The sequence below is a fragment of the Acidovorax sp. genome (genome assembly GCF_016783915.1).
In the GTDB taxonomy this organism is placed as follows: Bacteria; Pseudomonadota; Gammaproteobacteria; order Burkholderiales; family Burkholderiaceae_C; genus Acidovorax.
The window spans coordinates 1-24,686 of record NZ_JADHVT010000032.1 but is presented as its reverse complement, the minus strand read 5'-3'; the positions used below and the strand labels follow the sequence as shown (position 1 = coordinate 24,686).

General features: G+C 65.8%; 20 protein-coding genes. 15 read left to right on the top strand and 5 right to left on the bottom strand.

What is annotated here, in order from left to right; all coding sequences use genetic code 11:
* Positions 1–16: 16 nt before the first annotated feature.
* On the bottom strand, positions 17–2,998 hold the full coding sequence (locus ISS20_RS08865) for an HD domain-containing phosphohydrolase (protein WP_291435731.1): 2,982 nt from the start codon (positions 2,996–2,998) through the stop codon (positions 17–19).
* Between the two features lie 100 nt (positions 2,999–3,098).
* A complete protein-coding gene (gene alaS, locus ISS20_RS08860; RefSeq protein WP_291435728.1) occupies positions 3,099–5,726 on the bottom strand; it encodes an alanine--tRNA ligase in 2,628 nt (875 codons plus the stop codon).
* A gap of 255 nt (positions 5,727–5,981) precedes the next feature.
* Here alaS and ISS20_RS08855 point away from each other — a divergent pair, with 255 nt between their 5' ends.
* The 9 genes from ISS20_RS08855 to ISS20_RS08815 all read left to right on the top strand — a co-directional run bounded on the left by ISS20_RS08855 (position 5,982) and on the right by ISS20_RS08815 (position 14,595).
* Positions 5,982–6,899 carry a dihydrodipicolinate synthase family protein gene (locus ISS20_RS08855; protein ID WP_055398099.1) on the top strand — a complete coding sequence of 306 codons (918 nt, stop codon included), beginning with the start codon at positions 5,982–5,984 and terminating at the stop codon, positions 6,897–6,899.
* Positions 6,900–6,936: 37 nt separating this feature from the next.
* Complete coding sequence (locus ISS20_RS08850; RefSeq protein ID WP_291435724.1) at positions 6,937–7,884, top strand: 4-hydroxyproline epimerase; 948 nt, start codon at positions 6,937–6,939, stop codon at positions 7,882–7,884.
* 31 nt (positions 7,885–7,915) lie between these two features.
* Complete coding sequence (locus ISS20_RS08845; RefSeq protein WP_291435722.1) at positions 7,916–9,031, top strand: FAD-dependent oxidoreductase; 1,116 nt, start codon at positions 7,916–7,918, stop codon at positions 9,029–9,031.
* Positions 9,032–9,054: 23 nt separating this feature from the next.
* Complete coding sequence (locus ISS20_RS08840; RefSeq protein ID WP_291435768.1) at positions 9,055–9,315, top strand: 2Fe-2S iron-sulfur cluster-binding protein; 261 nt, start codon at positions 9,055–9,057, stop codon at positions 9,313–9,315.
* Positions 9,312–10,679, top strand: a complete 1,368-nt coding sequence (locus tag ISS20_RS08835; protein WP_291435720.1) for an FAD/NAD(P)-binding oxidoreductase — start codon at positions 9,312–9,314, stop codon at positions 10,677–10,679. Before ISS20_RS08840 ends, ISS20_RS08835 begins: the two co-directional genes overlap by 4 nt.
* Before the next feature lie 149 nt (positions 10,680–10,828).
* Entirely contained in the window at positions 10,829–11,464 is a 636-nt protein-coding gene (locus ISS20_RS08830; protein ID WP_291435719.1) for a TRAP transporter small permease, read from the top strand.
* 37 nt (positions 11,465–11,501) lie between these two features.
* The gene (locus ISS20_RS08825; protein ID WP_291435717.1) at positions 11,502–12,767 is read left to right on the top strand and encodes a TRAP transporter large permease; all 1,266 of its coding nucleotides are present in this window, start codon (positions 11,502–11,504) and stop codon (positions 12,765–12,767) included.
* A gap of 60 nt (positions 12,768–12,827) precedes the next feature.
* Positions 12,828–13,853 (top strand): TRAP transporter substrate-binding protein, encoded by a 1,026-nt coding sequence (locus tag ISS20_RS08820; RefSeq protein WP_291435715.1) that lies wholly within the window; start codon positions 12,828–12,830, stop codon positions 13,851–13,853.
* Between the two features lie 67 nt (positions 13,854–13,920).
* Positions 13,921–14,595 carry a GntR family transcriptional regulator gene (locus ISS20_RS08815; protein ID WP_056744569.1) on the top strand — a complete coding sequence of 225 codons (675 nt, stop codon included), beginning with the start codon at positions 13,921–13,923 and terminating at the stop codon, positions 14,593–14,595.
* Positions 14,596–14,873: 278 nt separating this feature from the next.
* Here ISS20_RS08815 and ISS20_RS08810 read toward each other — a convergent pair whose 3' ends face one another.
* The gene (locus tag ISS20_RS08810; protein WP_291435710.1) at positions 14,874–16,310 is read right to left on the bottom strand and encodes a PLP-dependent aminotransferase family protein; all 1,437 of its coding nucleotides are present in this window, start codon (positions 16,308–16,310) and stop codon (positions 14,874–14,876) included.
* Positions 16,311–16,511: 201 nt separating this feature from the next.
* On the opposite strand from ISS20_RS08810, the gene gabT reads away from it, so the two are divergent.
* From gabT to ISS20_RS08780, 6 genes are all read left to right on the top strand, one after another.
* The gene (gene gabT / locus ISS20_RS08805; protein WP_291435707.1) at positions 16,512–17,804 is read left to right on the top strand and encodes a 4-aminobutyrate--2-oxoglutarate transaminase; all 1,293 of its coding nucleotides are present in this window, start codon (positions 16,512–16,514) and stop codon (positions 17,802–17,804) included.
* A 30-nt stretch (positions 17,805–17,834) separates the two neighbouring features.
* Entirely contained in the window at positions 17,835–18,944 is a 1,110-nt protein-coding gene (locus ISS20_RS08800) for an ABC transporter ATP-binding protein (RefSeq protein WP_291435705.1), read from the top strand.
* Positions 18,945–18,996: 52 nt separating this feature from the next.
* Positions 18,997–20,031 carry an ABC transporter substrate-binding protein gene (locus ISS20_RS08795; protein ID WP_291435704.1) on the top strand — a complete coding sequence of 345 codons (1,035 nt, stop codon included), beginning with the start codon at positions 18,997–18,999 and terminating at the stop codon, positions 20,029–20,031.
* Between the two features lie 101 nt (positions 20,032–20,132).
* Positions 20,133–21,377 (top strand): ABC transporter permease, encoded by a 1,245-nt coding sequence (locus tag ISS20_RS08790; RefSeq protein WP_116750417.1) that lies wholly within the window; start codon positions 20,133–20,135, stop codon positions 21,375–21,377.
* Between the two features lie 31 nt (positions 21,378–21,408).
* Positions 21,409–22,227 (top strand): ABC transporter permease, encoded by an 819-nt coding sequence (locus tag ISS20_RS08785; protein WP_291435702.1) that lies wholly within the window; start codon positions 21,409–21,411, stop codon positions 22,225–22,227.
* A 194-nt stretch (positions 22,228–22,421) separates the two neighbouring features.
* On the top strand, positions 22,422–23,918 hold the full coding sequence (locus ISS20_RS08780; protein ID WP_291435701.1) for an NAD-dependent succinate-semialdehyde dehydrogenase: 1,497 nt from the start codon (positions 22,422–22,424) through the stop codon (positions 23,916–23,918).
* 171 nt (positions 23,919–24,089) lie between these two features.
* On the opposite strand, the gene ISS20_RS08775 is transcribed toward ISS20_RS08780, so the two are convergent.
* Both ISS20_RS08775 and ISS20_RS08770 read right to left on the bottom strand, forming a co-directional pair.
* On the bottom strand, positions 24,090–24,326 hold the full coding sequence (locus ISS20_RS08775; protein ID WP_291435699.1) for a hypothetical protein: 237 nt from the start codon (positions 24,324–24,326) through the stop codon (positions 24,090–24,092).
* A gap of 111 nt (positions 24,327–24,437) precedes the next feature.
* On the bottom strand, positions 24,438–24,686 hold a 249-nt coding region (locus tag ISS20_RS08770), incomplete at its 5' end, for a YeeE/YedE thiosulfate transporter family protein (protein WP_291435697.1).

The following is a 24,686-nucleotide window of genomic DNA, read 5'->3' as shown; positions in this document are numbered from 1 at the left end:
GGGCGCCTTTCCCCTCTCAGCCCAGCGACGCCAGAATGGCCCCCACATTGACCTCGTCGCGCTGCGCAGGCGTCAGAAAGCGCTCTGCGTAGTCGCGCCACACGCCGCTGCTCAGGAAGAAGCGGAACACCTCGGTATCGATGTGCCGCTCGCGCACCATGTTGGTCATGATCTTGAGCGACTCGGACAAGGTCTTGGGTGGCTTGTAGGGCCGGTCTGCCGCAGTCAGCGCCTCAAAGATATCGGCCAGGGTCATCACACGGTCGGCCAGCGTCAGCTCTGGCGCCTTCAGGCGCCGGGGGTAGCCGGTGCCGTCCAGCTTTTCATGGTGGGACCCGGCAATCGACGGCACGCGCGCCAGGTGCGGCGGAAACGGCAGACCGCTGAGCATGATGATGGTCTGCACGATGTGGTCGTTGATCTTGAAGCGGTCTTCGGCAGTGAGCGTACCCCTTTGGATGGACAGGTTGTGCAGTTCACCCAGGTGCGCCTCGTACGGCGGCAGCACCATGTCGAAGCCCCAGCGGTTGGCGGGGTTGCCCGCCTCCACCGGCGGCTTGCGGGCGCCCCAGGGCACGATGTGCTCCGGCCGGTCGGCCAGCAGCGGCTCGTTGGCGGGCAAGGGGCGCACCGGCACGGTCGAAAGCCGCAGCATCTCGGCCGCCGACAGGCCCAGCCGGTCGTCAAAATGCCGCTGCCAGATCTGGCGGCCAATGGCCTTGAGGCGGGCGATGTCCGCCTCGGCCATGAACTCACCCCCCACATTGCAGCGGGCTACAAAGGCAAAGTCGTCCTGCAGTTGTTCGCGCCGTTGCAGCAGCTCGCGCTGCAGGCGCACCGGGTCCACGCCCGACACATGCTGCTTCCAGTAGTCCAGCTCTGCGTCCCGCCACAACACCTCAAAGCGCATGCGCACCTCATGAATGCGGTTGTAGAGCGTTTCCAGCTTGGTGGCCTTGTCGATGATGTGCTCGGGGCTGGTGACCTTGCCGCAGTCATGCAGCCAAGCCCCCAGGCGGAATTCGTAGCGCTCGGCATCGGTCATGGCCACCTGGGCAAACGGACCGTCCTTGGCCGCACACATGCGGTCCATCAGCGCCTCGGCCAGCTCCGGCACACGCTCGCAATGGCCACCGGTGTAGGGGCTCTTGGCGTCGATCGCGTCGGCCAGCAGGCGGATGACAGCATCGAGCAGCTTCTTCTGGCCTTCGATCAGGCTGCGCGTCTCGATGGCTACCGACAGCGTGCCCGACAACTTCTCGACAAACGCCCGGAAATGCGCGTCGTCCTGCGTCTGGTCCGCGATGTAGCGCAGCACCAGCAGGCCCAGGGGCTGCCCGTCACGGGTGCGCAGCTGCACGCGCAGCACGCGCGCGGGCTCGGTATCGTCGTCGTCTTCGTGCTGGTCGCCGGGTTGGGGCTCGGTATGGTTGATGAAATGCACCATGGCCAGGTGCTCGGGGTAGCGCGACTGCTGCTCCGGGTCTTCGCAATGGCGGGCCGCGCGCAGCAAGCCGGTGCGTTGCGGGTCCACCAGGTACACCGCACCGCCGGTGCAACTGGTGGCGCGCACCAGCTCGTACAGCACACTCGACAGCATCAGGTCGGTGCGCGACTCGGCGCTGATGTGGTGGGTGATGTGCAAGAACTCCTGGATGGTGTCGGACATGCGGTCCATCACTTGCCCCAGGTCGCGCACCTCGCGCACCGGCGACACCCGCCGTTCGGGCCGCCGGAAATCAAACCGCGCCAGCGCCCTGGCCTGCAACGCCAGCCCAAACAGACTGCGCCCCACGCGCCGGCCAGCCAGCCAGCCCAACGGCAGCATCAGACCGATGAGCGACACCGACAGCCACACCTGCTGGCGCAGGTTGTTATTCACGTCGGCCAGCAGCTCTTTGGTAGGAATCGCCATCAGGATCTGCAGCCCCTGCCAGCGCATCGATGCCAGCGGCAGCGAACGGCCCAGCCATTCCTCGCCGTCGGCCTGCAGACGGCGTGACTCACCATCTTTCAGGCCCAGCGCCTGCAGCGCATGCAGGCTGGGCACACCCAGATCGTCCAGGGCACGCAGCCGCAGGCCCGGCGTGTTGCCATCACGCAGTAGCACGCGCGACATGTCGGGATAGGCCAGTACGCGGCGGTCTTTGTCCACCACCGCGATCTCGGTGCGGGGCATCAGGCGCAGGCCACTGATCTCATGCCCCAGGTCGGTCAGGGCCACGTCCAGGCCAATCACCGCACGCCCGTCCTCGCTGGGCTGGCTCAGCGTGATGCCCACCTCCTGCGTGGTGAAGAACACATAGGGTGCCGTGAGGATCTGGGTGTTCTGCTCCAGCGCCTCGGCGTACCAGGGGCGGGTGCGGGGGTCGTAGCGGTATTCCGGGCGCACGGCCGAGTCGATCAGCCGCAGGTCCGCGTCGTAATAACTCCAGCGCCCCACCATGCCCGCCACGCCGCGCTCGCGCGCCATGGACTGCACCAGGTACGCCGTTTTGGGCGGTGCATCCAGCCGCACCCGCAAGGCCTCGTTTCGCACCGGTCGCACCAGCAAAAACTGTCCGTCCGGGTAACCGATGAACACCGCCGACAGCAGCGGGTTCTGCTCCAGCAGCCGCGCCAGTACAGGCAGGCGCCGCAGCCGCGCTGGCAGGGTGGACGCAGAGGCCACCGGGTCGAACGCCAGCAGGCGGATGGTGGCATCGGCCGGGTCCACGATGCGATGCACCCGTTCGGCAATGAGCTGGCTGATGCGCTGCGCACTCTCGTCAGACGCCGCAATGATGGCCTGGCGTGCGCTGGTGCTGACCTGGTACACCAGCAACGCTGTCAACAACAGCATGGCGGTGACCACCACGGTGGCGATCAGGACCTCAAAGGGGATGGTGATGCGGCGCCACCATGGCAGGTGGCCGCCTTGGCCCACCGAAGCAGCGCCCGTACCGCGAAGCACAGCGGACGGCGGCGGGTCTTGCGGGCTGTCGCGCAGGGTGTCCATGCGCTGCACTTTAGGGTGAAAGCTGGCGTTCCGTCACCCTCTTTTTGGCAGCCATGGCTGCCACACCACAGCGGCTGGTGCCGCTGTGGTGACCGGTACATCAGCCCAGTTGCTGCGTGACCCAGCCTGTCACCGAAGCCAGCGCCGCTGGCAGCTTGGAGGCATCGGTGCCGCCGGCCATGGCCATGTCGGGCTTGCCGCCGCCTTTGCCACCCACTTGCTGGGCCACAAAGTTGACCAGCTCGCCGGCCTTGACCTTGCCCACGCTGTCGGTGGTGACGCCTGCAGCGATCTGCACCTTGTCGCCATCCACGGCGGCCAGCACGATGGCAGCGGTCTTGAGCTTGTCCTTGAGCTTGTCCATGGTGTCGCGCAGGGTCTTGGCGTCGGCACCCGGCAGCGCAGCAGCCAGCACTTTGAGGCCCTTCACCTCCACCGCCTGGCTCACCAGTTCGTCACCCTGGCTGGAGGCCAGCTTGCCCTTCAAGGCAGCCACTTCCTTTTCGAGCGCGCGGGCGTTGTCCAGCGCCTGGCTGATGCGGCCGTTGAGCTCGGCCACCGGCGCCTTGAGGGTGCTGGCAGCCTGGTTCACGGTGTCTTCCAGGTTCTGCAAGTACGCCAGTGCGTTGGCGCCAGTCACGGCCTCAATGCGGCGGATGCCGGCAGCCACGCCACCCTCGCCCACCACCTTGAACAGGCCGATGTCGCCCGTGCGCTGCACGTGTGTGCCGCCACACAGTTCGCGGCTGGTGCCGATGTCGAGCACGCGCACGGTTTCGCCGTACTTCTCGCCAAACAGCATCATGGCGCCGGTCTTCTGGGCCGACTCGATGTCCATCACGCGCGCTTGCGTGGGCTGGTTGGCCAGGATTTCTTCGTTCACACGGCGTTCGATCTCGCGGATCTCGGCCGCCGTCACGGCTCCGTTATGGGTGAAGTCGAAACGCGTGCGGTCGGCATTGACCAGGCTGCCCTTTTGCTGCACATGGCTGCCCAGCACTTCGCGCAGGGCCTTGTGCATGATGTGCGTGACCGAGTGGTTGCGCATGGTGGCAGCGCGCACGGCGGTGTTCACCTGGGCCTGCACCGTGTCACCCACGTTCAGCGTGCCCTCTTCGAGCGTGCCGTGGTGGCCAAACACATCGGCCTTGATCTTGAGCGTGTCGCCGACCGCAAAACGGGCCGAGCCGCTGGTGATGACGCCTTCGTCACCCACCTGGCCGCCGCTTTCGGCGTAGAACGGGGTCGTGTCCAGCACCACCACGCCGTTTTGGCCGGCTTTCAGGGCTGCAGCGCTTGTTCCATCTACATAGATTGCTACGATTTTTGCAGTCGCTGCCAGGTGCTCGTAGCCGGTGAACTGGTTGGCGGCACCGGTGTACTCCAGCGCCTTGTCCATCTTGAACTTGCCGGCCGCGCGGGCCTGGGCCTTCTGCTTTTCCATGGCGGTCTTGAAGCCGGCCTCGTCCACTTCCACGTCGCGCTCGCGGCAGACGTCATTGGTCAGGTCGAGCGGGAAGCCGTAGGTGTCGTGCAGCTTGAAGGCCACGTCGCCGGGCAGCACCTTGGCACCGCCGTCCAGGGCCGTGTCCAGAATTTCCATGCCGTTGGCCAGCGTCTCGAAGAAGCGCTCTTCTTCCACCTTGAGCACCTCGGTGATGCGCTGTTCCTGCTCGCGCAGGGATGGGTAGGCGTCACCCATCAGGCGCACCAGGTCGGCCACCAGCTTGTGGAAGAACGGGGTCTTCTTGCCCAGCTTGTACCCATGGCGGATGGCACGGCGCACGATGCGGCGCTGCACGTAGCCACGGCCTTCGTTGCTGGGGATCACACCATCGCTCACCAAAAACGCGGTGGCGCGGATATGGTCAGCGATCACGCGCAGGCTCTTGTTGTTGAGGTCCGTCACGCCGGTCTCGCGCCCGGCGGCCTTGATGAGCGAGTCGAACAGGTCGATCTCGTAGTTGCTGTGCACGTGCTGCAGGATGGCGGCCAGGCGCTCCAGGCCCATGCCGGTGTCTACGCAGGGTGCGGGCAGTGGGGTCACGGCACCCGTCTCGTCCATGTTGAACTGCATGAACACGTTGTTCCAGATCTCGATGAAGCGGTCGCCGTCTTCATCGGGGCTGCCGGGAGGGCCGCCTGCAATGTGCGGGCCGTGGTCATAGAAGATTTCGCTGCAGGGGCCGCAGGGGCCGGTGTCGGCCATCATCCAGAAGTTGTCGGACTTGTAGCGGCCGCCCTTGTTGTCGCCGATGCGGATCACGCGCTCCGGCGGCAAGCCGATTTCCTTGGTCCAGATGTCGTAGGCCTCGTCGTCTTCCTGGTAGACCGTGGCCAGCAGGCGCTCTGGCGGCAACTTGTAGACCTCGGTCAGCAACTCCCAGGCCCACTTGAGCGATTCGCGCTTGAAGTAGTCGCCAAACGACCAGTTGCCCAGCATTTCAAAGAAGGTGTGGTGGCGCGCGGTGTAGCCCACGTTTTCCAGGTCGTTGTGCTTGCCACCCGCACGCAGGCAGGCCTGAACCGACACCGCCCGGTTGTACGAGCGCTTGTCGGTGCCCAGGAACACGTCCTTGAACTGCACCATGCCCGAGTTGGTGAACATCAGCGTGGGGTCGTTGCCAGGCACCAGAGGGCTCGACGGCACCACGGTGTGGCCCTTGGAGACGAAGAAGTCCAGGAAGGACTTGCGGATGTCAGCGACAGAAAAAGTGGGAGTGCTCATGGTGTTGTGGAGTGGTTGCACGCAGCAGGCAGGCCGCAGGACCCGCGCCTGCGCGCTGCCTGTCGCTGCCCCTATGGGGACCAACCTTTCATTATAGGTTTGCAGTCTGGCGGTCCGTGGCGGGAGGGCGACAGGGCGGGGACAGACGCCTCCGATCCACGCGCCAACGGATGCGGAAAAATCCGCTTGCGCGCTTTAAATATCTTGTTAATATATTAATAACCGCAACCCACCCACCGATCCAAGGAGCCCCTCGTGAACCCACAACCCCGCTGGCAAGGCATCTTCCCCGCCATCACCACCAAGTTCCACGCCGACGAGTCCATCGACGCCGAGGGCACAGCCCGCCACATCGACTTCCAGATCCGCAACGGCATCCACGGGCTGGTCACCTGCGGTTCTCTCGGCGAAGCCAGCACCCTCACACTGGAGGAAAAGCTCCAGGTTGCCAAGATCGCCCTCGAAGCCGCTGACGGCCGCGTACCAGTGCTCGCCAACGTGTCCGAAACCAGCACCCGCGAGGCCCTGCGCTACATCGACGGCGGCAACAAGCTCGGCGTCGCCGGCTATATGGTCATGCCCTCGGTGATCTACGTGGCCGACGCCCGCGAGGCCATGGCCAATGTGCGCGCCATGGCGGGCGCCGCCCAGCGCCCCCTGATGGTCTACAACAACCCTGTGGCCTACCGCGTGGACCTGAAACCCGAGCACATGGTGGAGCTGGCCGACTGCGAGTGGATCGCCGCCATCAAGGAAAGCACCGGCGACATCCGCCGTATCACCGACCTGCGCAACACCGTGGGCGACCGCTACCAGCTCTTTTTGGGCGTGGACGACCTGGCCTACGAAGGCCTGGCCCTGGGATGCGACGGCCTGCTGGCCGGCGTGGGCTGCGCCTTCCCGCGCGAAACCGTGGCGCTGTACGACCTGATGAAAGCGGGCAAATTTGCCGAGGCGCTGCCGCTCTACCAGTGGATGACGCCCATGCTGCACCTGGATGTGTCCAACAAGCTCGTGCAGAACCTCAAGCTCATCGATGCGCTGGTGGGTGTGGGCACCGAACACATGCGCCGCCCCCGCCTGCCCCTGGTGGGCGACGAACGCGCATTTGTCGAGAGTGTGGTGCGCAAGGCCCTGGCCACGCGCCCTACAAAATACCAGTCTGTCGCCTGAGACACTGAGCGCCCTACTCCACTACCACCACAGCACCATGCAACGCATCCACGTGATCGACTCCCACACGGGCGGCGAGCCGACCCGGCTTGTCATCGACGGTTTCCCGGACCTGGGCACCGGCACCATGGCCGAACGGCGTGCGCTGCTGGCCGAGCGTCACGATGCCTGGCGGACCGCCACCGTGCTGGAGCCGCGTGGCAGCGACGTGGTGGTGGGGGCGCTGCTCTGCGCACCGCAAGATCCCGCCAACGCAGCGGGCGTGATCTTCTTCAACAATAGCGGCTACCTGGGCATGTGTGGCCACGGCACCATCGGGCTGATCGCATCGCTCGCCTACCTGGGCCGCATCACCCCTGGCGAGCACCGTATCGAAACCCCGGTGGGCACCGTCACCACCACACTGCACACGGATGGCTCTGTCAGCGTGCGCAACGTGCCGGCCTACCGGCTGCATCATCAGCTGGCGGTGGACGTGCCCGGCTATGGCCGCGTGGTGGGCGATGTGGCCTGGGGCGGCAACTGGTTCTTCCTGATCTCTGACCACGGCCAGCGTGTAGCCAGTGACAACCTGGAGGCGTTGATGGCCTATAGCTGCGCCGTGCAGCAAGCCCTCAAAGACCAGGGCATTCGGGGCGACAACGGCGGTGAGATCGACCACATCGAGTTGTTTGCCAACGACGACCAGGCCGATGACCCCGCCGACAGTCGCAACTACGTGCTGTGCCCCGGCAAGGCGTATGACCGATCGCCCTGCGGCACGGGCACCAGCGCCAAGGTGGCCTGCCTGGCGGCAGACGGCAAGCTGGCACCGGGAGCCATCTGGCGCCAAGCCAGCATCATCTGCAGCCGTTTCGAGGCCAGCTACACGCTGCAGGAAGATGGCAAGGTCATCCCTACCTTGCGTGGCCGGGCACACATGAGCGCCGAGGCCACACTGCTCATCGAAGACAGCGACCCCTTTGGCTGGGGCATCCGGCTGTAATCCGCCGCTCGTCCAAAAACACACGCGCGCCATGCAACACACCGACGTTCTCGTCATTGGCGCCGGCATCGTGGGCGCCGCCTGCGCCCACGCCCTCGCACAGGCCGGGCTCTCGGTGCGTGTGATCGATGCGCGCCTCGGCGGCGCAACGGCGGCAGGCATGGGCCACCTGGTGGTGATGGACGACAACCAGGCTGAACTGGCGCTGAGCCAGACATCACTGGACCTCTGGCACACCTGGGCGCCCCATATGGACGCAGGCTGCGCTTTCACCGCCTGCGGCACGCTCTGGCTGGCTGCCAACGATGCAGAACTGCAGGCGGCACATGACAAACGCACCACCCTGCGAGCGCACGGCATCGCCTGCGACATGCTCGACGCGGCCGCCCTGTCCCGCACAGAACCCGCACTGCGCCCCGGTCTGGCGGGTGCGCTCAAGGTGCAGGGGGACAGCGTGGTCTATGCCCCGCGCGCAGCCCAGTGGCTGCTGGACCAGGCCGCAGCCCACGGACACTTTGTGTTTGAGCAGGCTGAAGCGATGCAGATCGACGGCCACACCGTCACCCTGCGCGACGGAAGCCAGCGCAGCGCCGGCGCCATCGTGCTGGCCAGCGGCATCCAGGCCCCGCAGCTGTGTCCCGGCCTGCCGCTGCGCCCCAAAAAGGGCCACCTCGTCATCACCGACCGCTACCCAGGCTCCGTGCACCACCAGCTGGTGGAGTTGGGCTACATCACCAGCGCGCACCACAGCGACGGTACCTCGGTGGCCTTCAACGTGCAGCCCCGGCCCACAGGGCAGTTGCTGATCGGCTCGTCGCGCGAGTTCGACACCACCGATCCCGCTGTCAACAACGCCGTCATGGCGCGCATGCTGCAACGTGCACTCGACTACCTGCCGGGCCTGGCCGACCTCAACGCCATTCGCACCTGGACCGGATTTCGCGCCGCCACGCCCGACAGCCTGCCTCTGATTGGCGCGCACCCCGAACACCCGCACCTATGGCTGGCCGTGGGCCATGAAGGGCTGGGCGTGACCACTGCCCCGGCCACCGCACAGTTGCTGGCCGCGCAAATCGCAGGAGGCACGCCTGCGATCGACCCCACGCCCTATGCACCTGCCCGCTTTGCGGGCCTGAGCACACCATGACCCCATCCAGAACACCCGCCCTGGTGCACATCGTGGTGAATGGCACCCCCCTGCAGGTGCCCGCAGGGACCAGCGTCGCCGCCGCCCTGGCGCAGCAAACGCCAGGCACCACACGCACCTCTGTCACCGGCGAGGCGCGGGCACCGCTGTGTGGCATGGGGGTGTGCCACGAATGCCGGGTCCGCATCCACGGCCGCACACGCCTGGCGTGCCAGACGGTCTGCACCGACGGCATGTCGATTCATACCGATGTCGGCACAGCACCCGGGAGCGCCACGCCATGAACCAGCCCGTGACCCCATCCATGACCGAGCAACACTCGGCGCACGAGCACTGCGACATCCTCATCATCGGCGCAGGCCCTGCAGGTTTGGCGGCCGCCCTCGCTGCCGCGCCCAGCGGGGCAGCGATCACCATCGTGGACGACAACCCGCAGCCCGGTGGGCAAATCTGGCGCGACGGCCCCCAGGTGGTCTTGCCCGCCCTGGCGCAACAGCACCGCGCGGCGCTGGCCCGGCACACCAACATCCGCCTGCTGCCTGGCACCCGCGTGGTGGGCCTGGGTGATTCCCAACCCAGCGACAAGGCCCCTACCCTGCTGCTGGAAGACGCAGACCGGGGCTGGACCCAGCACAGCCACCGCATCATCCTGTGCACCGGAGCCCGCGAGCTGCTGCTGCCCTTTCCGGGCTGGACGTTGCCCGGTGTGACGGGTGCAGGCGCCTTGCAGGCCCTCATCAAGGCAGGGCTCGACGTGCGCGGCCAGCGCATCGTCATTGCAGGCACAGGCCCTCTGCTGCTGGCCGCTGCCGCCACCGCCAACAAAGCGGGTGCCACCGTGGTGCGCGTGGCCGAGCAGGCGCCGTGGAGCGCGCTCGCTGGCTTTGCAGCGCAACTGCCGCGCTGGCCTGCCAAGGCGTTGCAAGCCCTCACGCTGCTTCACCCACAGTTGCGCGCCAGCAGCCATGTGCTGGAAGTCCAAGGCACCACGCAGGTGCAAACAGTGAGGCTGCGCAAAGGCCAACACGCCGAAGAAACCATGGCTTGCGACCGCGTGGCCTGCGGGTTCGGGCTGGTGCCCAACACCCACCTGGGGCAGATGCTGGGCTGCACACTGGGCGGGCCGCTGAGCGGTGGCCAGGGCCTGGCTGTCGATGCACAGATGCGCACCAGCGTGCCCGGTGTGTTCGCCGCGGGTGAAGCCACCGGCTTTGGCGGCAGCGAACGTGCACTGGTTCAGGGCGCCATGGCAGGACATGTGGCAGCGGGACAGGTGCAACAGGCCCAGGCGCTGCGCCCGCAACTGGCACGCTGGGAGGGCTTTGCGCAGATGCTGCAGGCTTCTTTCCCGCTGAACGAAACACTCAAGACATTGGCGCAACCCGGCACCCTGGTGTGCCGCTGCGAAGACGTGCCCTACGCTGCACTGGCCGATCGCGACGGCTGGATCGAGGCCAAGCTCCACACCCGCTGTGGCATGGGCGCCTGCCAGGGCCGCATTTGCGGCGCGGCCACCCAGCACCTTTTTGGCTGGACGCCTGCGCCCCCACGGCATCTGCTGGCGCCCACACGCATTGGCACGCTGGCAGCCTGCACGCCCGCGCCCACCACCAGCGCTCAGCGCGAGCTCGCAACTCCCTCGGGCTGACGCGCGCGCAGCCGTTTTTCCCCGTCCTTCCTTTCAGGGCTTACCCGCACCCAGCAGGCATCCATCTTGCTTTTAAATATATTTGTTAGATATTAAAAGGCACAAGGCTTTCTCTTTCATCGCCGCGCCTCCTCCCCAGGAACCCCATCATGCCCACGCCCAACAGTCCACCCGCCCCGCAATCTCCGGCGCCCCGCGCTCCCGTCCGCTGGGTGCTTGCGCTGTCCACGCAGGTTCTGCGCATGGAGCGGCATCTGCTCACCGCCCTCATGACGTTGCTAGTGCTGCTGATCCTGCTCAACGTGGTCACGCGCTACACCGGCATGCCCATCTACTGGGTTGACGAGGCGGCGGTCTACACGGTGGTCTGGCTGACCTTTGTGGGCGCCTCGGTCATGACGCGGCTGCGCATGGACTTTGCCGTGACCATGCTGACCGACCACCTCGGCGCGCTGGGCGCCAAGACATTCAAGGTGGTGGCCACGTCCGGCGTGCTGCTGTTTGGCCTGGCCATGCTGGTGATGTGCTGGGTGTGGATGGACCCCATCGGCATTGCGCGCTACGGCTTTGACGCCAAGGAGTTTGCGGCCGAGAGCTTCAATTTCATCTACACCGAGCGCACCCAGACGCTGAACTGGCCCACCTGGGTGCTGCAACTCATCCTGCCGATCTTCTCGGCCACCTTCAGCGTGCATGCACTGGCCAACCTGCTCGAAGACATGGGCGCTGCAGAGCGTGTGCAGCACGCGGGCTTCGACGTAGTCAACGCCGACGCCGTGAACTGAACGCCCCTGCGCCCGCAAAACCCACCAGAGCCCGACCATGATCACCACCCTGTTTTTCCTCGCCGCATTGATGGTGGGTGTGCCCATCGGCGTATGCCTGTGCCTGTCGGGCGCGGTGTACATCCTCAGCATCGGCAGCCCGGTGCTGTTCCAGTCGTTCCCCATGCAGATGCTCGGCGGGGTGGACAGCTATGGCCTCATCGCCATCCCGCTGTTCATCCTGATCGGCGAGATCATGAACAGCGGCGGCATCACGCGGCGGCTGGTGGACCTGTCCATGGCCTTCATCGGTTCGGTCAAAGGGGGGCTGGCCTACGTGAACATCCTGGCCAACATGCTGGTGTCGTCCATCATCGGCTCGGCCACCGCGCAGGTGGCCATCATGTCGCAGGTCATGGTGCCCGAGATGGAAAAGCAGGGCTACGACAAGACCTTTGCGGCCGGCCTCACGGTGTACGGCGGCATGCTGGGGCCCATCATCCCGCCCTCGGTAATGTTTGTGGTCTACAGCGTGCTGGCCCAGGTGGCCGTGGGCGACATGCTGATTGCAGGCATCCTGCCCGGGGTGCTGCTCACCGTGCTGTTCTTTGTCGTGATCGCGCTCATGGGCTTTGTCTACAACTACCCGCGCAGCGAAAAGCGCACGCTGGCCCAGCGCGCGCGCACCGTGGTGCAAGCCAGCCCCACACTGCTGATCCCCATCATCATCGTGGGCTCCATCCTCAGTGGCCTGGCCAACCCGACCGAATCTGCCGCCGTGGGTGCGCTGGTATCGGCGCTGGTGGGGCGCTATGTGACCAAGGAGTTCCGGTTCAGCGCCATGCCCGCCATCCTGCTGCGCTCAGCCATTTACTCCGCCATCGTGCTGTTTTTGGTGGCGGCAGCGGCCGTGTTCTCGTGGTTGCTGATCTACGGCAAGGTGCCTCAGATGGTGGCCGCCTGGGTGCAGACCGTGGCGCACGACCCGGTCACCTTCTTGCTGCTCACCAACGTCATCCTGCTGGTCATCGGCACGGTGATCGACGGCATCCCCGGTCTCATCATGACCGCGCCCATCCTGCTGCCGATTGCCACCGAGGTCTATCACATCGACCCGCGCCATTTTGGTGTGGTGATCGTCGTCAACCTGGTGCTGGGGCTGATGACCCCACCCGTGGGCCTGAGCTTTTTTGTCGCGTCAGCCGTCACCGGGGCCAAGCCCGGAAAGATGTTCATCGTCACGTTGCCGTTTTTCATCATCAGCTGCGTGGCGCTGGTGATGTTGTCGCTGTTCCCCAGCCTGTCGCTCGGCCTGCTCAAGTAGCGGGGCATGCCGTCCGACAGATCCGTCTCCCTCCCAACGTTCTTTCACACGGAGTTCACCATGACGAACCAGCCTGCCAACACCAGCACTGTCACCCGCCGCCATTTCATCCAGCGCCACGCCGTGGCCGCTGCCACCGTCACGGGGCTGGGCTTTCCAGCGCTGGTGCGTGCCGCCGACGCCAAGGAGTTTCGCCTGGGCCTGATCACGCCCGCAGGCCACTCCTGGAACCGCGCCGCACTGCAGTTTGGCGAGGCACTGAAGAAGGAAACCGACGGGCGCCTGAGCGTCACCGTCTTCCACTCGGGCCAGTTGGGCAACGAGGCGGCCATGATGCAGCAGCTGCAGTCCGGTGCTCTCGACATGGGCTGGATCCAGGCGGCCGAGCTGGGCTCGCGCGTGTCCAGCATCGCGGCCATCAATGCGCCGTACCTGGTGCGCTCCACGCCCGCCGTGGCCAAGCTGGTCAAGCACCCAGCCGCCACCAAGCTGCTGGAGGCGCTACCCCGCGAGACCGGCACCATTGGCCTGGGCTGGGGCATCACCGGCATGCGCGCCGTGTTCTCCACCAAGGACATCAGCGTGCCCACCGACATCAAGGGCATGAAGCTGCGCATCAACCCCACGCCCGTGTACCGCGACTTTTATCAAATGCTGGGCGCAGCGCCCACGCCCATCCCCACGCCGCAGGTGTTTGATGCCATGAGCAACGGCCAGGTCGATGGGCTGGAGGCGGATATCGAGTTCTCCTGGAACCAGCGTTTCGACAAGGTGGCCAAGACGCTGCTGCAGATGAACGCCCTGTTCATGCCGTTCGCTCCGCTGGTCTCCGGCCGCATCTGGCAAGGTCTGGATGCCAAGGACAAGGACATCATCCGCAAGCTGGCGGCCCAGTCGCTGGATGCGCAGATCAATGACATCGTGACCACCGAGGCCGGGCTGATCGAGAAGTTCAAGGGCACGTCCATTGCCTTCAAGACGGCATCGTCGTTCAACCCGGACGGCATCATCCAGGAGTTCGACAAACTGTGGCTGCCCAAGGCACCGCAGATTGCCGAGCTGCGCAAGGCGGGCGCAAGCCTCTGACAGTCCGCAAGGGTCACCGGGGCCGCATCCCATAAGATGCGGCCTCCCGCAACGTCCTTCACGCCCGATGACACTCCGCCGCCCCTCCCCCCAGCAAGACCCCGCGCCCAAGCGGCGCGCGGCGGACGTGGCCTACGACGCCATCGAGACCATGATCTCCACGCTGCAGCTGCAGCCCGGCAGCCCCGTGGTGGAGGCCGAGATCGCCGAGAGCACGGGCCTGGGTCGCACACCGGTGCGCGAGGCGCTGCTGCGCATGGTGTCCATCGGGCTCATCGTGCAGCAGCCCCGGCGCGGGCTGCTGGTGTCGCACATCGACCTGGCCGACCACCTGGACGTGATCCAGACCCGCCGCGTTCTGGAGCGCCTGCTGGCCTCCAACGCCGCACGCCGCGCCACCGCGCCGCAGCGCCAGGCCATCGTGCGTTGTGCGGAAAACATGGTGCAAGCCGCAGCGCGCGGCCACCTCGACGACTACATGCTGGCCGACCATGAACTGGACCTCGTCACCCACCAGGCCAGCCAGAACCACTCGGCCGTCAAATGCGTGCAACCGCTCATCGTGCAGTGCCGCCGCTTCTGGTACGCCTACCAGCACGAGGGCGAGGTGTCAGAGGGTGCCCGCGCGCACATGCAACTGGCGCAGGGCATTGCCAGTGGCGACGAGGCCCAGGCCGTGGCGGGCGCGGAGCAGCTGATGGAGTACCTGGAGCGCTTTGCGCGGCGCATCATTGACCGCTAGGGACCCTCTGCACGAATCTCGCTGGCCAAGTGAGCGCAGCGGATCGGGAGGGGTTGCAAGGCGCAAAACGCAGCAATAGCCGTAGCTATTGCGAGTATTTGCAACGCAGCAGACCGCCCGAGCCCGCTGATGCACACGACGCGGTGATTCGTGCAGAGGGTCCCTATGGACCAGACCACCCCCGGGCCACGGGCAGTTGCGTCAATCACTATCTATTTAATAGCAATCCAGGCATATTGCACTAGCGCATCCGCCCCAAAACGCTTCAAACCGCGTACTCAGGTCAGGGAACTGCCCTGTTCCGCCACCTGCTGGCCCATCTCGATGCGCTGCTCCAGAAAGCGCCACATCCGCTCGTCCTGGCTGAACGCCACGTTAAACCGCAGCCAGCCCGTAGGCCGTGGCTCCACCAGAAACAGCTGACCCGGCCCGAGCATGATGCCCGCACCGGTGGCCTCTTTCGACAGCTCGGCACTGTCGGGCAGGTCGGGGTGCCGGGCCCACAGGTACATGCCCGCCTCGGGCTCGTGGAACAGCTCGAACCCCAGGTTCAGCAAGCGCCGCCCCACCGTACGGTGCGCCTCGGCCAGGCGCTCGCGCAGGGACTTGAGGTGCTTGCGCCAGCGCCCATCCGTCACCACACCAAACGTGATGCGCTCGGTGATCTCTGACGAGGTCAGGCCCGAGATCATCTTGAGCTGCACCAGCTCGTCGAGCAGGTCACGCCGCGCCGCCAGAAAGCCGGTGCGCAGATTGGGCGAAATCGTCTTGGAGAAGCTGCCCAGGTAGATCACGCGGTTGAGCTGGTCCAGGCTGGCCAGCGAGGGGCGCACACCGGGGTCCATGTCGGCGTAGATGTCGTTCTCCACCAGCATGAAGTGGTGCTGCTCGGCCAGTTGCAGCAGCCGGTGCAGGTGCGCCACCGATGCCACCGAGCAGGTGGGGCTTTGCAGGCGCGGCTGGGTGAAGAACACCGTGGGCTGGTGCTCGGCCAGCAGGGCTTCCAGTGCGGGCAGGTCGTAGCCGGCGGCGGTGCGCGGCACACCCACCACCTGCGCCCCTGCAAAGCGCAGCATGAACAGCAGGTTGGGGTAGCCGGGGTCGTCCACCAACACCACATCGCCGGGCTTGACCAGGCACCGCGCCACCAGGTCCAGCGCCTGGCTGGAGCCCTGGGTCAGCAGCACCTGGTCGGAGTCCACCGCCAGATGGTGTTCGGCCAGCGACTCGGCCACCACCATGCGCAGCGCCATGTGGCCGTGCGGCAGGCCATAGCCGTCCAGCTCGGGCCCGTCGGACGACAGCTGGCGCATGCTGCGTTTGACCGCATCGCCAAACAGCCAGTCGTGCGGCAACCAGCCGCAGCCCGGTTTCATGGGCAGGTTGCGGTTTTCATAAATTTGTTTGAGGTACCAGCGCGCATCAAAACGGGGCACGGCCCGCTCGGGCGCACCAGTGCCGGGCGCAGCGCCCTCGTCGCCCCGCCGCTTCACAAAAAAGCCCGCATTGGCCCGCGACACCAGCCAGCCCTGCGCCACCAGGCGGTCGTAGGCCTCGACCACGGTGAACACGCTCACGCCGTGCGCAGCGGCAAAAGCGCGGATGGACGGGAGTTTGCTGCCGGGTTTGAGCACCTGCCCGGCGATGAGCCCCCGCAGACCATCGACGATCTGGCTGACCAGAGGTGTCTGGAGTTCGGGGCTGAGAGTGAGCATCAGGGGAGCAAAAAAGGCGGCGAATTGTGCACTGGGTTGGCGCACACCAAATCAGGGATTGCCTGTACAGGATTCTAGACCTGCACAGTGCGCGCCAAACAGCGCTGCGCTGTACATGGACGGGTCGTGGCGTGGATTCCAGAATTCGCTCCATTCCTGGTTTTCATCCTCTTTTTGTCCTTCACAGCCACCGCCCACACCATGCAGCAAGACCGCCATTTCACCAACGCCGCCCTCCTCACCCGCCGCCACGCCGCCGTGGCCCGGGGCGTGGGCCAGGCCCATGAACTCTTCATCCACAAGGCCCGCAACGCCGAGCTGTGGGATGTGGAGGGCCGCCGCTTCATCGACTTTGCCGGCGGCATCGCCGTGCTCAACACCGGCCACCTGCACGCCGGCGTGATTGCCGCCGTCAAGGCCCAGCTGGACCTGTACACCCACACCTGCTTTCAGGTGGTGGCGTACGAACCCTACGTGGAAGTGTGTGAGCGCCTGAACACGCTGGCCCCAGGCGCGTTTGCCAAAAAGAGCCTGCTGCTCACCACCGGCGCCGAGGCCGTGGAAAACGCCATCAAGATCGCCCGCGCCTACACCAAGCGCCCTGGCGTGATCGCCTTCACGGGCGGCTACCACGGCCGTACCAACCTCACGCTGGGCCTCACCGGCAAGGTCGTTCCGTACAAGGTGGGTTTTGGTCCGTTCCCGGGTGAGACTTACCACGCGCTGTTCCCCAACGCACTGCATGGCGTGAGCGTGGAGCAGGCCCTGCATTCGGTGGAGCTGATCTTCAAGAACGACATCGAGCCCGAGCGCGTGGCCGCCTTCATCGTCGAGCCCGTGCAGGGTGAAGGCGGCTTCTATGTGGCCCCGCCCGAGTTCATCACCGGCCTCAAGGCCCTCGCAGAACGGTACGGCATCCTGCTGATTGCCGACGAAGTGCAGACAGGCGCGGGCCGCACGGGCACGTGGTTCGCCTGCGAACAATGGCCGGTGGCCCCCGACCTCATCACTACCGCCAAGTCGCTGGCGGGCGGCTTCCCCCTGTCGGGCGTGGTGGGCCGCGCTGACGTCATCGACGCGCCTGCAGCTGGCGGCCTGGGCGGCACCTATGCGGGCAGCCCGGTGGCCTGCGCGGCAGCCCTGGCGGTGATCGATGCGTTCGAGCAGGAAAACCTGCTGGCCCGCAGCCAGGACATGGGCGCGTTGCTGGTCAGTGCCCTGAAAGCAATGGCCGCCAAAGTGCCCGCCATCGGCGACGTGCGCGGCCTGGGTGCCATGGTGGCGATCGAGCTGTTTGAAAACGGCGATGTACACCGCCCCGACGCCGCACTGACCAAAAAGGTCGTGGCCGAAGCCGCGCGGCGCGGGCTCATCCTGCTGTCCTGCGGCACCTACGGCAACGTGATCCGCATCCTGGTGCCCCTGACGGCATCGGACGAACTGCTGCACGAAGGCCTGGCCATCCTGGCCGACAGCTTCGCAGCTGTGGGCTGAATCCCTTCTCCCTTGATTGCCCCCACCACCATGAACCACGCAGAACCCCTGGTCCGCTTCAGCGGCGTGCAAAAAACCTACGACGGCGAACAGCTTGTGGTGCGTGCGCTGGACCTGGACATCCAGCGCGGCGAGTTCCTGAGCCTGCTGGGGCCTTCGGGCTCTGGCAAGACCACCACGCTGATGATGCTGGCCGGCTTCGAGTCGCCCACCGCGGGCGACATCCTGCTCGATGGCAAGCAGATCACGCGCACGCCGCCGCACAAGCGCAACTTTGGCATGGTGTTCCAGAACTACGCGCTGTTCCCCCACCTCACCGTGGGGCAGAACGTGGCCTACCCGCTCACCGTGCGCAAGGTGCCCAAGGCCGAGCAGGCCGAACGCGTGAAGAAGGCGCTGGACATGGTCCGCCTGTCGGGCATGGCCGACCGCCTGCCCGCACGCCTGTCGGGCGGCCAGCAGCAGCGCGTGGCGCTGGCCCGCGCCCTGGTGTTCAACCCCCAGCTGGTGCTGATGGACGAGCCCCTGGGAGCCCTGGACAAACAGCTGCGCGAGCACATGCAGATCGAGCTGAAAGAGCTGCACCGCCAGCTGGGTGTGACCTTTGTGTACGTGACCCATGACCAGGGCGAAGCCCTGACCATGAGCGACCGCGTGGCGGTGTTCAACGAAGGTGTCATTCAGCAGTTGGCCGATGTGGAGTCACTGTATGAGACCCCGTCCAACCGCTTTGTGGCGGGCTTTGTGGGCGACAGCACGGTCATCACCGGTACGCTGCAAGGCAGTGGTACGGCGTGGGCACTGCAGTTGCCTGACGGCCAGCGCCTGCCCGGCCTCAATGTGAACCACCTGGCACCCGGCGCCCCGGCCGAGGCATGCATCCGCCCCGAGCGCATTGCGCTGCATGCCGCCAGCGCCGCGCCCCAGAGCCCCGCCCTGCGCGCCACCGTGGCCCGCGCCATCTATTACGGCGACCACCTGCGCCTGATGTGCGACATCGGCGCCGGCCAGGCGCAAGCCACCGTCAAGCTGCCGCTGACCCGCGCCGACGCCAACCCGCACCCCGAGCCGGGCAATGCGGTGCTGCTGGAGTTCCCCACGGAGTCCGTGCGCATCTACGCCCCGCCCAACGTTCACTGAACCGCATTTTTTGTTCCCCGTCCCCCTCCCTCAACCCCTAGGAAACCGCACCATGAAAAACAAGAGCCTGATCGCCTGCGCTGCCCTGTCTGCCTGCCTGGCCCTGCCCAGCATGGCGCAGCAGCAACTCACCGTCGTCAACTTCGGCGGTGCCAACGCCAATGCGCAAAAGAAGGCCTTCTACGAGCCCTACGAAAAGGCCGGCAACAAGATCGTGGCCGTGGAGTACAACGGCGAGCAGGCCAAGGTCAAGGCCATGGTCGAGGCCAAGAAGGTGACCTGGGACGTGGTCGAGGTCGAATCGCCCGACGCCGCGCGCGGCTGCGATGAAGGCCTGTACGAAAAGCTGGACTACAGCAAGATCGTGCCCAAGGCCGACCTGCTGCCCGCTGCGGTGAACGAGTGCGCTGTGGGCATCTTCGTGTGGTCCACCGTCATGGCCTACAACGGCGACAAACTCAAGACCCCACCCACCAGCTGGGCTGACTTCTGGGACACCAAGAAGATCCCGGGCAAGCGCGGCATGCGCAAGGGCGCGCGCTACAACCTCGAATTTGCGCTGCTGGCCGATGGCGTGAAGCCCGCCGACGTGTACAAGGTGCTGGCCACCAAGGACGGCGCCGACCGCGCGTTCAAGAAGCTGACCGAACTCAAGCCCAACATCCAGTGGTGGGAGGCCGGTGCCCAGGCGCCCCAGTTCCTGGTCGCAGGCGATGTGACCCTGACCACGGTGTTCAACGGCCGCATCGACGCCGCCAATCGCGAAGGCCGCAACCTCAAGATCTACTGGCCCGGCGGCATCTACGACCTGGACTACTGGGCCATCCCCAAGGGCACACCCAACAAGGACTCTGCTGTGAAGTTCATCGCTTTCACGATGCAGACCCCACAGCAAGCCGCCTATGCACAGAACATTGCCTATGGCCCGGCCAACACCAAGGCCCTGGCGTCGCTGGACAAGAAGGTGCTGGACGACCTGCCCACCTCGGCCACCAACGCCAAGGAGGCCCTGCAGTTCAGCGTGGGCTTCTGGGCAGACCAGGGCGAGGCGCTGGAAAAGCGCTTTGCCGCCTGGGCCACGCAGTAAGCCTGCGCCCGCCCGCCTGAGCCATGAGCCCACACCAGCAGCTGACAGAGCCCACCACCATGCAAGCCCACTCCGGCGTGATCGCCATGAACGCCCCTGATATGGCCCCGCACCGCGCACAGGACAGCCACGCCCCCGGCGCGCTGCGCAAAGCCCTGGCCCGCGCCGAAGTGCGGCGCAAATGGAGGGCGTTCAGCCTCACGCTGCCCTTGCTGGTGTTTCTGCTGCTCACGCTGCTGGTGCCCATTGCCGCGCTGCTGCAGCGCGCGGTGGAGAACCCCGAAGTGGCCAACGCGCTGCCCGGCACCATGCGTGCCCTGGACGGCTGGGACCGGCGCGACGCACCACCGGCGGCGGCCTACGCCGCGCTGGTGGGCGATCTCGCCCGCCTGCCCGACCGTTCGGACGCTGGCGCCCTGGCGCGCCGGCTCAACTCCGAGGTGCCGGGCGCACGCTCCATGGTGATGGGGGCCTACCGCGACCTGCCTTTTGAAGGTTCTGCCGACGCCATCAGGGAGCGACTGCTGGGCGCCGACCCCCGCTGGGGCGAGGCACCCTTCTGGCGCGCCATTGCCAAGAACGGCGCCCGCTGGACGCCCGACTACCTGCTCGCATCGGTGGACCTGCAGCGCGACGCACTGGGCCAGGTCGAGCGCATGCCCGAGGAGCAGCGCGCCTTTGGGGGCATCCTGCTGCGCACGTTCCACATCAGCTTGGTGGTCACACTGGTGTGCCTGCTGGTGGGCTACCCGCTGGCCTGGTGGCTGGCCTCATTGCCTGCGCGTTCGGCCAACGTGCTGATGATCCTGGTGCTGGTGCCCTTCTGGACCTCGATCCTGGTGCGTGTGGCCGCTTGGATCGTGCTGCTGCAATCCGAAGGCCTGGTCAACCGGGGCCTGATGGGCCTGGGCCTGATCGAACAGCCGCTGGCGCTGCTGTTCAACCGCACGGGCGTGGTGATTGCCATGGTGCACATCCTGCTGCCGTTCATGATCCTGCCGCTGTACAGTGTGATGAAAAGCGTGCCGCCCACCTACCTGCGTGCGGCGGTGTCGCTGGGCAGCTCGCCCATTGCCGCGTTCTTTCGGGTGTATGTGCCGCAAACCTACCCCGGCATTGGCGCGGGTGCGCTGCTGGTGTTCATCCTGGCCATTGGCTACTACGTCACGCCCGCGCTGCTGGGCGGGGCCGATGACCAGATGCTGAGCTACTACATCGCCCGCTACACCAATGTGGAAGTGAACTGGGGCATGGCCTGCGCGCTGGGTGCCCTGCTGCTGGCTGCCACGCTGCTGCTGTACGGCGTGTACCGCCGCATTGGCAAAGCCGAATTGAGTCTGGGCTGATCACTCCCTCCAAAGCTGAAAGTCGCTGACCATGTTTCGCATGCCCCAATTCCCCCTGTACGCCACGTTGGCCGACAAGCTCGGCTGGTGGGCCGTGCGCGCGCTGAGCGTGTCCGTGCTGGTGTTCCTGCTGGTCCCCATCCTGGTGATGGTGCCGCTGTCATTCTCCGAAAGCTCGTTCCTCGCCTACCCCATCCACGGCTGGTCGCTCAAGTGGTACCGCAACCTGTTCGAGTCGGCCGAATGGGCCCGTGCCACGCGCAACAGCTTCATCGTGGCGCCCGCAGCCACGCTGATTGCCACTGTGCTGGGCACCCTGGCCGCCGTGGGCCTGTCGCGGGCGGACTTCCGGTTCAAGGGCCTGCTCATGGCCATCCTGATTGCCCCCATGGTGGTGCCCATCATCGTGGTGGGCGTAGCCACCTACCTGTACTTCGCGCCGCTGGGCCTGGCCGACAGCTACTTCGGCCTCATCATCGTGCACGCAGCCCTGGGTGCCCCCTTTGTGCTGACCACCGTGCTGGCAACGCTGGCGGGCTTCAACCACAACCTGGTGCGCGCCTCGCTGAGCCTGGGTGAGACACCGCTCAACACCTTTTTCCGCGTGACGCTGCCGGTGATTGCGCCGGGCGTGATCTCCGGCGCGCTGTTTGCTTTTGCCACCTCCTTCGACGAAGTGGTTGTCACCCTCTTCCTGGCCGGGGCCGACCAGTCCACGCTGCCGCGCCAGATGTTCAATGGCATCCGCGAGAACATTTCGCCCACCATTGCCGCCGTGGCCACACTGCTCATCCTCTTCACCACCAGCCTGTTGCTGGCGCTGGAGTGGCTGCGGGGCCGGCGCGCATGACGGCGCAGGCCGTGTTCACCAGTGCGGGCATCCGCACCCACGCCCCTGCTGCCGGTGCCACTTTGGCGACGCATGGCGCAGCCCCGTCCATGCTAGCCTTTGGCTAGATGTACGCGGGTCGTTGGCTACCCGCTCTGCTCCCCTTCCCTTTTCTGCTCGCCCTCTGTTTCGTCACCTCTCCCGGAAGCACTCCCATGGACATGAAGACATCCCCCCTCGCCCTGCTCAACGACCCCACGCTGCTCAAGACTGACGGCCTCATCAACGGCCAGTGGGTGGCGGGCAGCAGCCGCTTTGACGTGAACGACCCAGCCACGGGCCTGAAGCTGGCCGACGTGGCCAATCTGGGCCCGCAGGACGCCGAGGCCGCCATTGCCGCCGCCAACGCCGCCTGGGGCCCGTGGAAGACCAAGACGGCCAAGGAGCGCAGCATCATCCTGCGCAAGTGGTACGACCTGCTCATGGCTAACCAGGACGACCTGGGCCGCATCATGACCGCCGAACAGGGCAAGCCCCTGCCCGAGGCCAAGGGCGAAGTCGCCTACGGCGCGAGTTTTGTGGAGTGGTTTGCCGAAGAGGCCAAACGCATCAACGGAGAGACCCTGCCCCAGTTCGACAACAACCGCCGCCTCTTGGTGCTCAAGCAACCCATCGGCGTGTGCGCGGCCATCACGCCATGGAACTTCCCGCTGGCCATGATCACCCGCAAGGTCGCGCCCGCGCTGGCTGCGGGCTGCCCGGTGGTCATCAAGCCCGCCGAGCTGACGCCGCTCACCGCCCTGGCAGCCGCCGAGCTGGCCCTGCGCGCAGGCATCCCGGCAGGGGTTTTCAACATCCTGCCCGCCGACAGCGATAACTCCATCGCTATCGGCAAGGTGCTGTGCGCGAGCGACGTGGTGCGCCACATCAGCTTCACGGGCTCCACCGAAGTGGGCCGCATCCTGATGGCGCAGTCGGCCCCCACGGTCAAGAAGATGTCGCTGGAGCTGGGCGGCAATGCGCCCTTCCTGGTGTTTGACGATGCCGACATCAACAGCGCCGTGGAAGGCGCCTTTGCCAGCAAGTACCGCAACGCGGGCCAGACCTGCGTGTGCACCAACCGCTTTTATGTGCAAGAAGGCGTATACGACGAGTTCGTGGCCAAGTTCGCCGCCAAGGTCAAGACGGCCAAGGTGGGCAATGGCTTTGAAGCCGGTGTGAACCAGGGCCCGCTGATCGAGGAAGCCGCGCTGGCCAAGGTGCAGCGCCACGTGGACGACGCCATCGCCAAGGGCGGTCAGATCGTGGCGGGTGGCCAGCGCCTGAAAAGGCTGGGCTCTGGGCAGTTCTTCGAGCCCACGGTGGTTGCCAATGCATCTGCCGACATGCTGTGCGCACGCGAGGAAACCTTTGGGCCCTTTGCTCCGGTCTTCAAGTTCAAGACTGAACAGGAGGCCATTGACGCGGCCAACAACACCGAGTTTGGCTTGGCCAGCTATTTCTACAGCCGCGACGTGGGACGTATTTTCCGCGTGACCGAGGCGCTGGAATACGGCATGGTCGGTGCCAACGTGGGCATTCTGGCCACCGAGCATGTCCCCTTCGGCGGCGTCAAGCAGTCGGGCCTTGGCCGCGAGGGGTCGCACTATGGCATGGACGACTATGTGGAGATCAAATACTTGTGTCTGGGTGACATCCAGGGCGGCAAGTGAGCGAGTGCCAGGGGGCTGTCGCTTCGCTCTGCCGGTGAATAGCTACTATTTTTATAGCTTTACAGGCAGGTATTTCTAGCGCTTCGGGCCCCAAATGTCTGAAAGCGCAGGTGCATTGCGTACCTGCGCGCTTTGGCGCCCGAAGTCTCTTGCGCGTCTGCAGCGAGGGGCTTACACGCAGCGGTAGATCACTTCAAAGCGACTGACCTGGGCCGACAGTTCTGCCCCCAGGCCATATCGTGCGCAATGCTTTTCGGCCGCATTGAGGGCTCCGTCAGGGCCCAGCGTTGAATTTTCCCAGTTGATGGATACCGACTTCTCGTTGCCAACAACAATGAACGGCGCAGGGGGTGAATAAGCGCAGCCACCCACACTGGTGGCCAACACCGCCAGCCGGAGCCAAGCCATCAGGGTCATCGTTTTCGTATGCGCGTCCATGCGGAGCGCAGTGTATCGGATGGGCCTGCGCGGCGGTCTTAGAGCCTGTTGACGATCTCCCAGAGGATCGTCAACAGGCTCTTAGCGTTGCTGTAGCCCCCTGCTCAGCCACTGCCGCTTGATCTGAAGACCTGCCCACAGCGCAAAAAATACGGCCAGCCCAAACACCCAGCCCGACAGCGCAACCGCCATGCCGCCGGACAGCAGCGTGCCAATGGTGCAGCCAAGCCCGGTCATTGCCCCCCAGCCCAGCAACACACCGCCCGACAGCCCCCTCACAGCATCGCGCCACGTGGGCCAGCGCGCCGCAAACTGGCGGCTGGCCAGGGC

Coding starts and splice junctions, on each gene's coding strand:
- ISS20_RS08865 (WP_291435731.1), bottom strand. CDS start 2,998: ATGGACACCCTGCGCGACAGCCCGCAAGACCCGCCGCCGTCCGCTGTG.
- alaS (WP_291435728.1), bottom strand. CDS start 5,726: ATGAGCACTCCCACTTTTTCTGTCGCTGACATCCGCAAGTCCTTCCTG.
- ISS20_RS08850 (WP_291435724.1), top strand. CDS start 6,937: ATGCAACGCATCCACGTGATCGACTCCCACACGGGCGGCGAGCCGACC.
- ISS20_RS08845 (WP_291435722.1), top strand. CDS start 7,916: ATGCAACACACCGACGTTCTCGTCATTGGCGCCGGCATCGTGGGCGCC.
- ISS20_RS08835 (WP_291435720.1), top strand. CDS start 9,312: ATGAACCAGCCCGTGACCCCATCCATGACCGAGCAACACTCGGCGCAC.
- ISS20_RS08830 (WP_291435719.1), top strand. CDS start 10,829: ATGCCCACGCCCAACAGTCCACCCGCCCCGCAATCTCCGGCGCCCCGC.
- ISS20_RS08825 (WP_291435717.1), top strand. CDS start 11,502: ATGATCACCACCCTGTTTTTCCTCGCCGCATTGATGGTGGGTGTGCCC.
- ISS20_RS08820 (WP_291435715.1), top strand. CDS start 12,828: ATGACGAACCAGCCTGCCAACACCAGCACTGTCACCCGCCGCCATTTC.
- ISS20_RS08815 (WP_056744569.1), top strand. CDS start 13,921: ATGACACTCCGCCGCCCCTCCCCCCAGCAAGACCCCGCGCCCAAGCGG.
- ISS20_RS08810 (WP_291435710.1), bottom strand. CDS start 16,310: ATGCTCACTCTCAGCCCCGAACTCCAGACACCTCTGGTCAGCCAGATC.
- gabT (WP_291435707.1), top strand. CDS start 16,512: ATGCAGCAAGACCGCCATTTCACCAACGCCGCCCTCCTCACCCGCCGC.
- ISS20_RS08800 (WP_291435705.1), top strand. CDS start 17,835: ATGAACCACGCAGAACCCCTGGTCCGCTTCAGCGGCGTGCAAAAAACC.
- ISS20_RS08795 (WP_291435704.1), top strand. CDS start 18,997: ATGAAAAACAAGAGCCTGATCGCCTGCGCTGCCCTGTCTGCCTGCCTG.
- ISS20_RS08790 (WP_116750417.1), top strand. CDS start 20,133: ATGGCCCCGCACCGCGCACAGGACAGCCACGCCCCCGGCGCGCTGCGC.
- ISS20_RS08785 (WP_291435702.1), top strand. CDS start 21,409: ATGTTTCGCATGCCCCAATTCCCCCTGTACGCCACGTTGGCCGACAAG.
- ISS20_RS08780 (WP_291435701.1), top strand. CDS start 22,422: ATGGACATGAAGACATCCCCCCTCGCCCTGCTCAACGACCCCACGCTG.
- ISS20_RS08775 (WP_291435699.1), bottom strand. CDS start 24,326: ATGGCTTGGCTCCGGCTGGCGGTGTTGGCCACCAGTGTGGGTGGCTGC.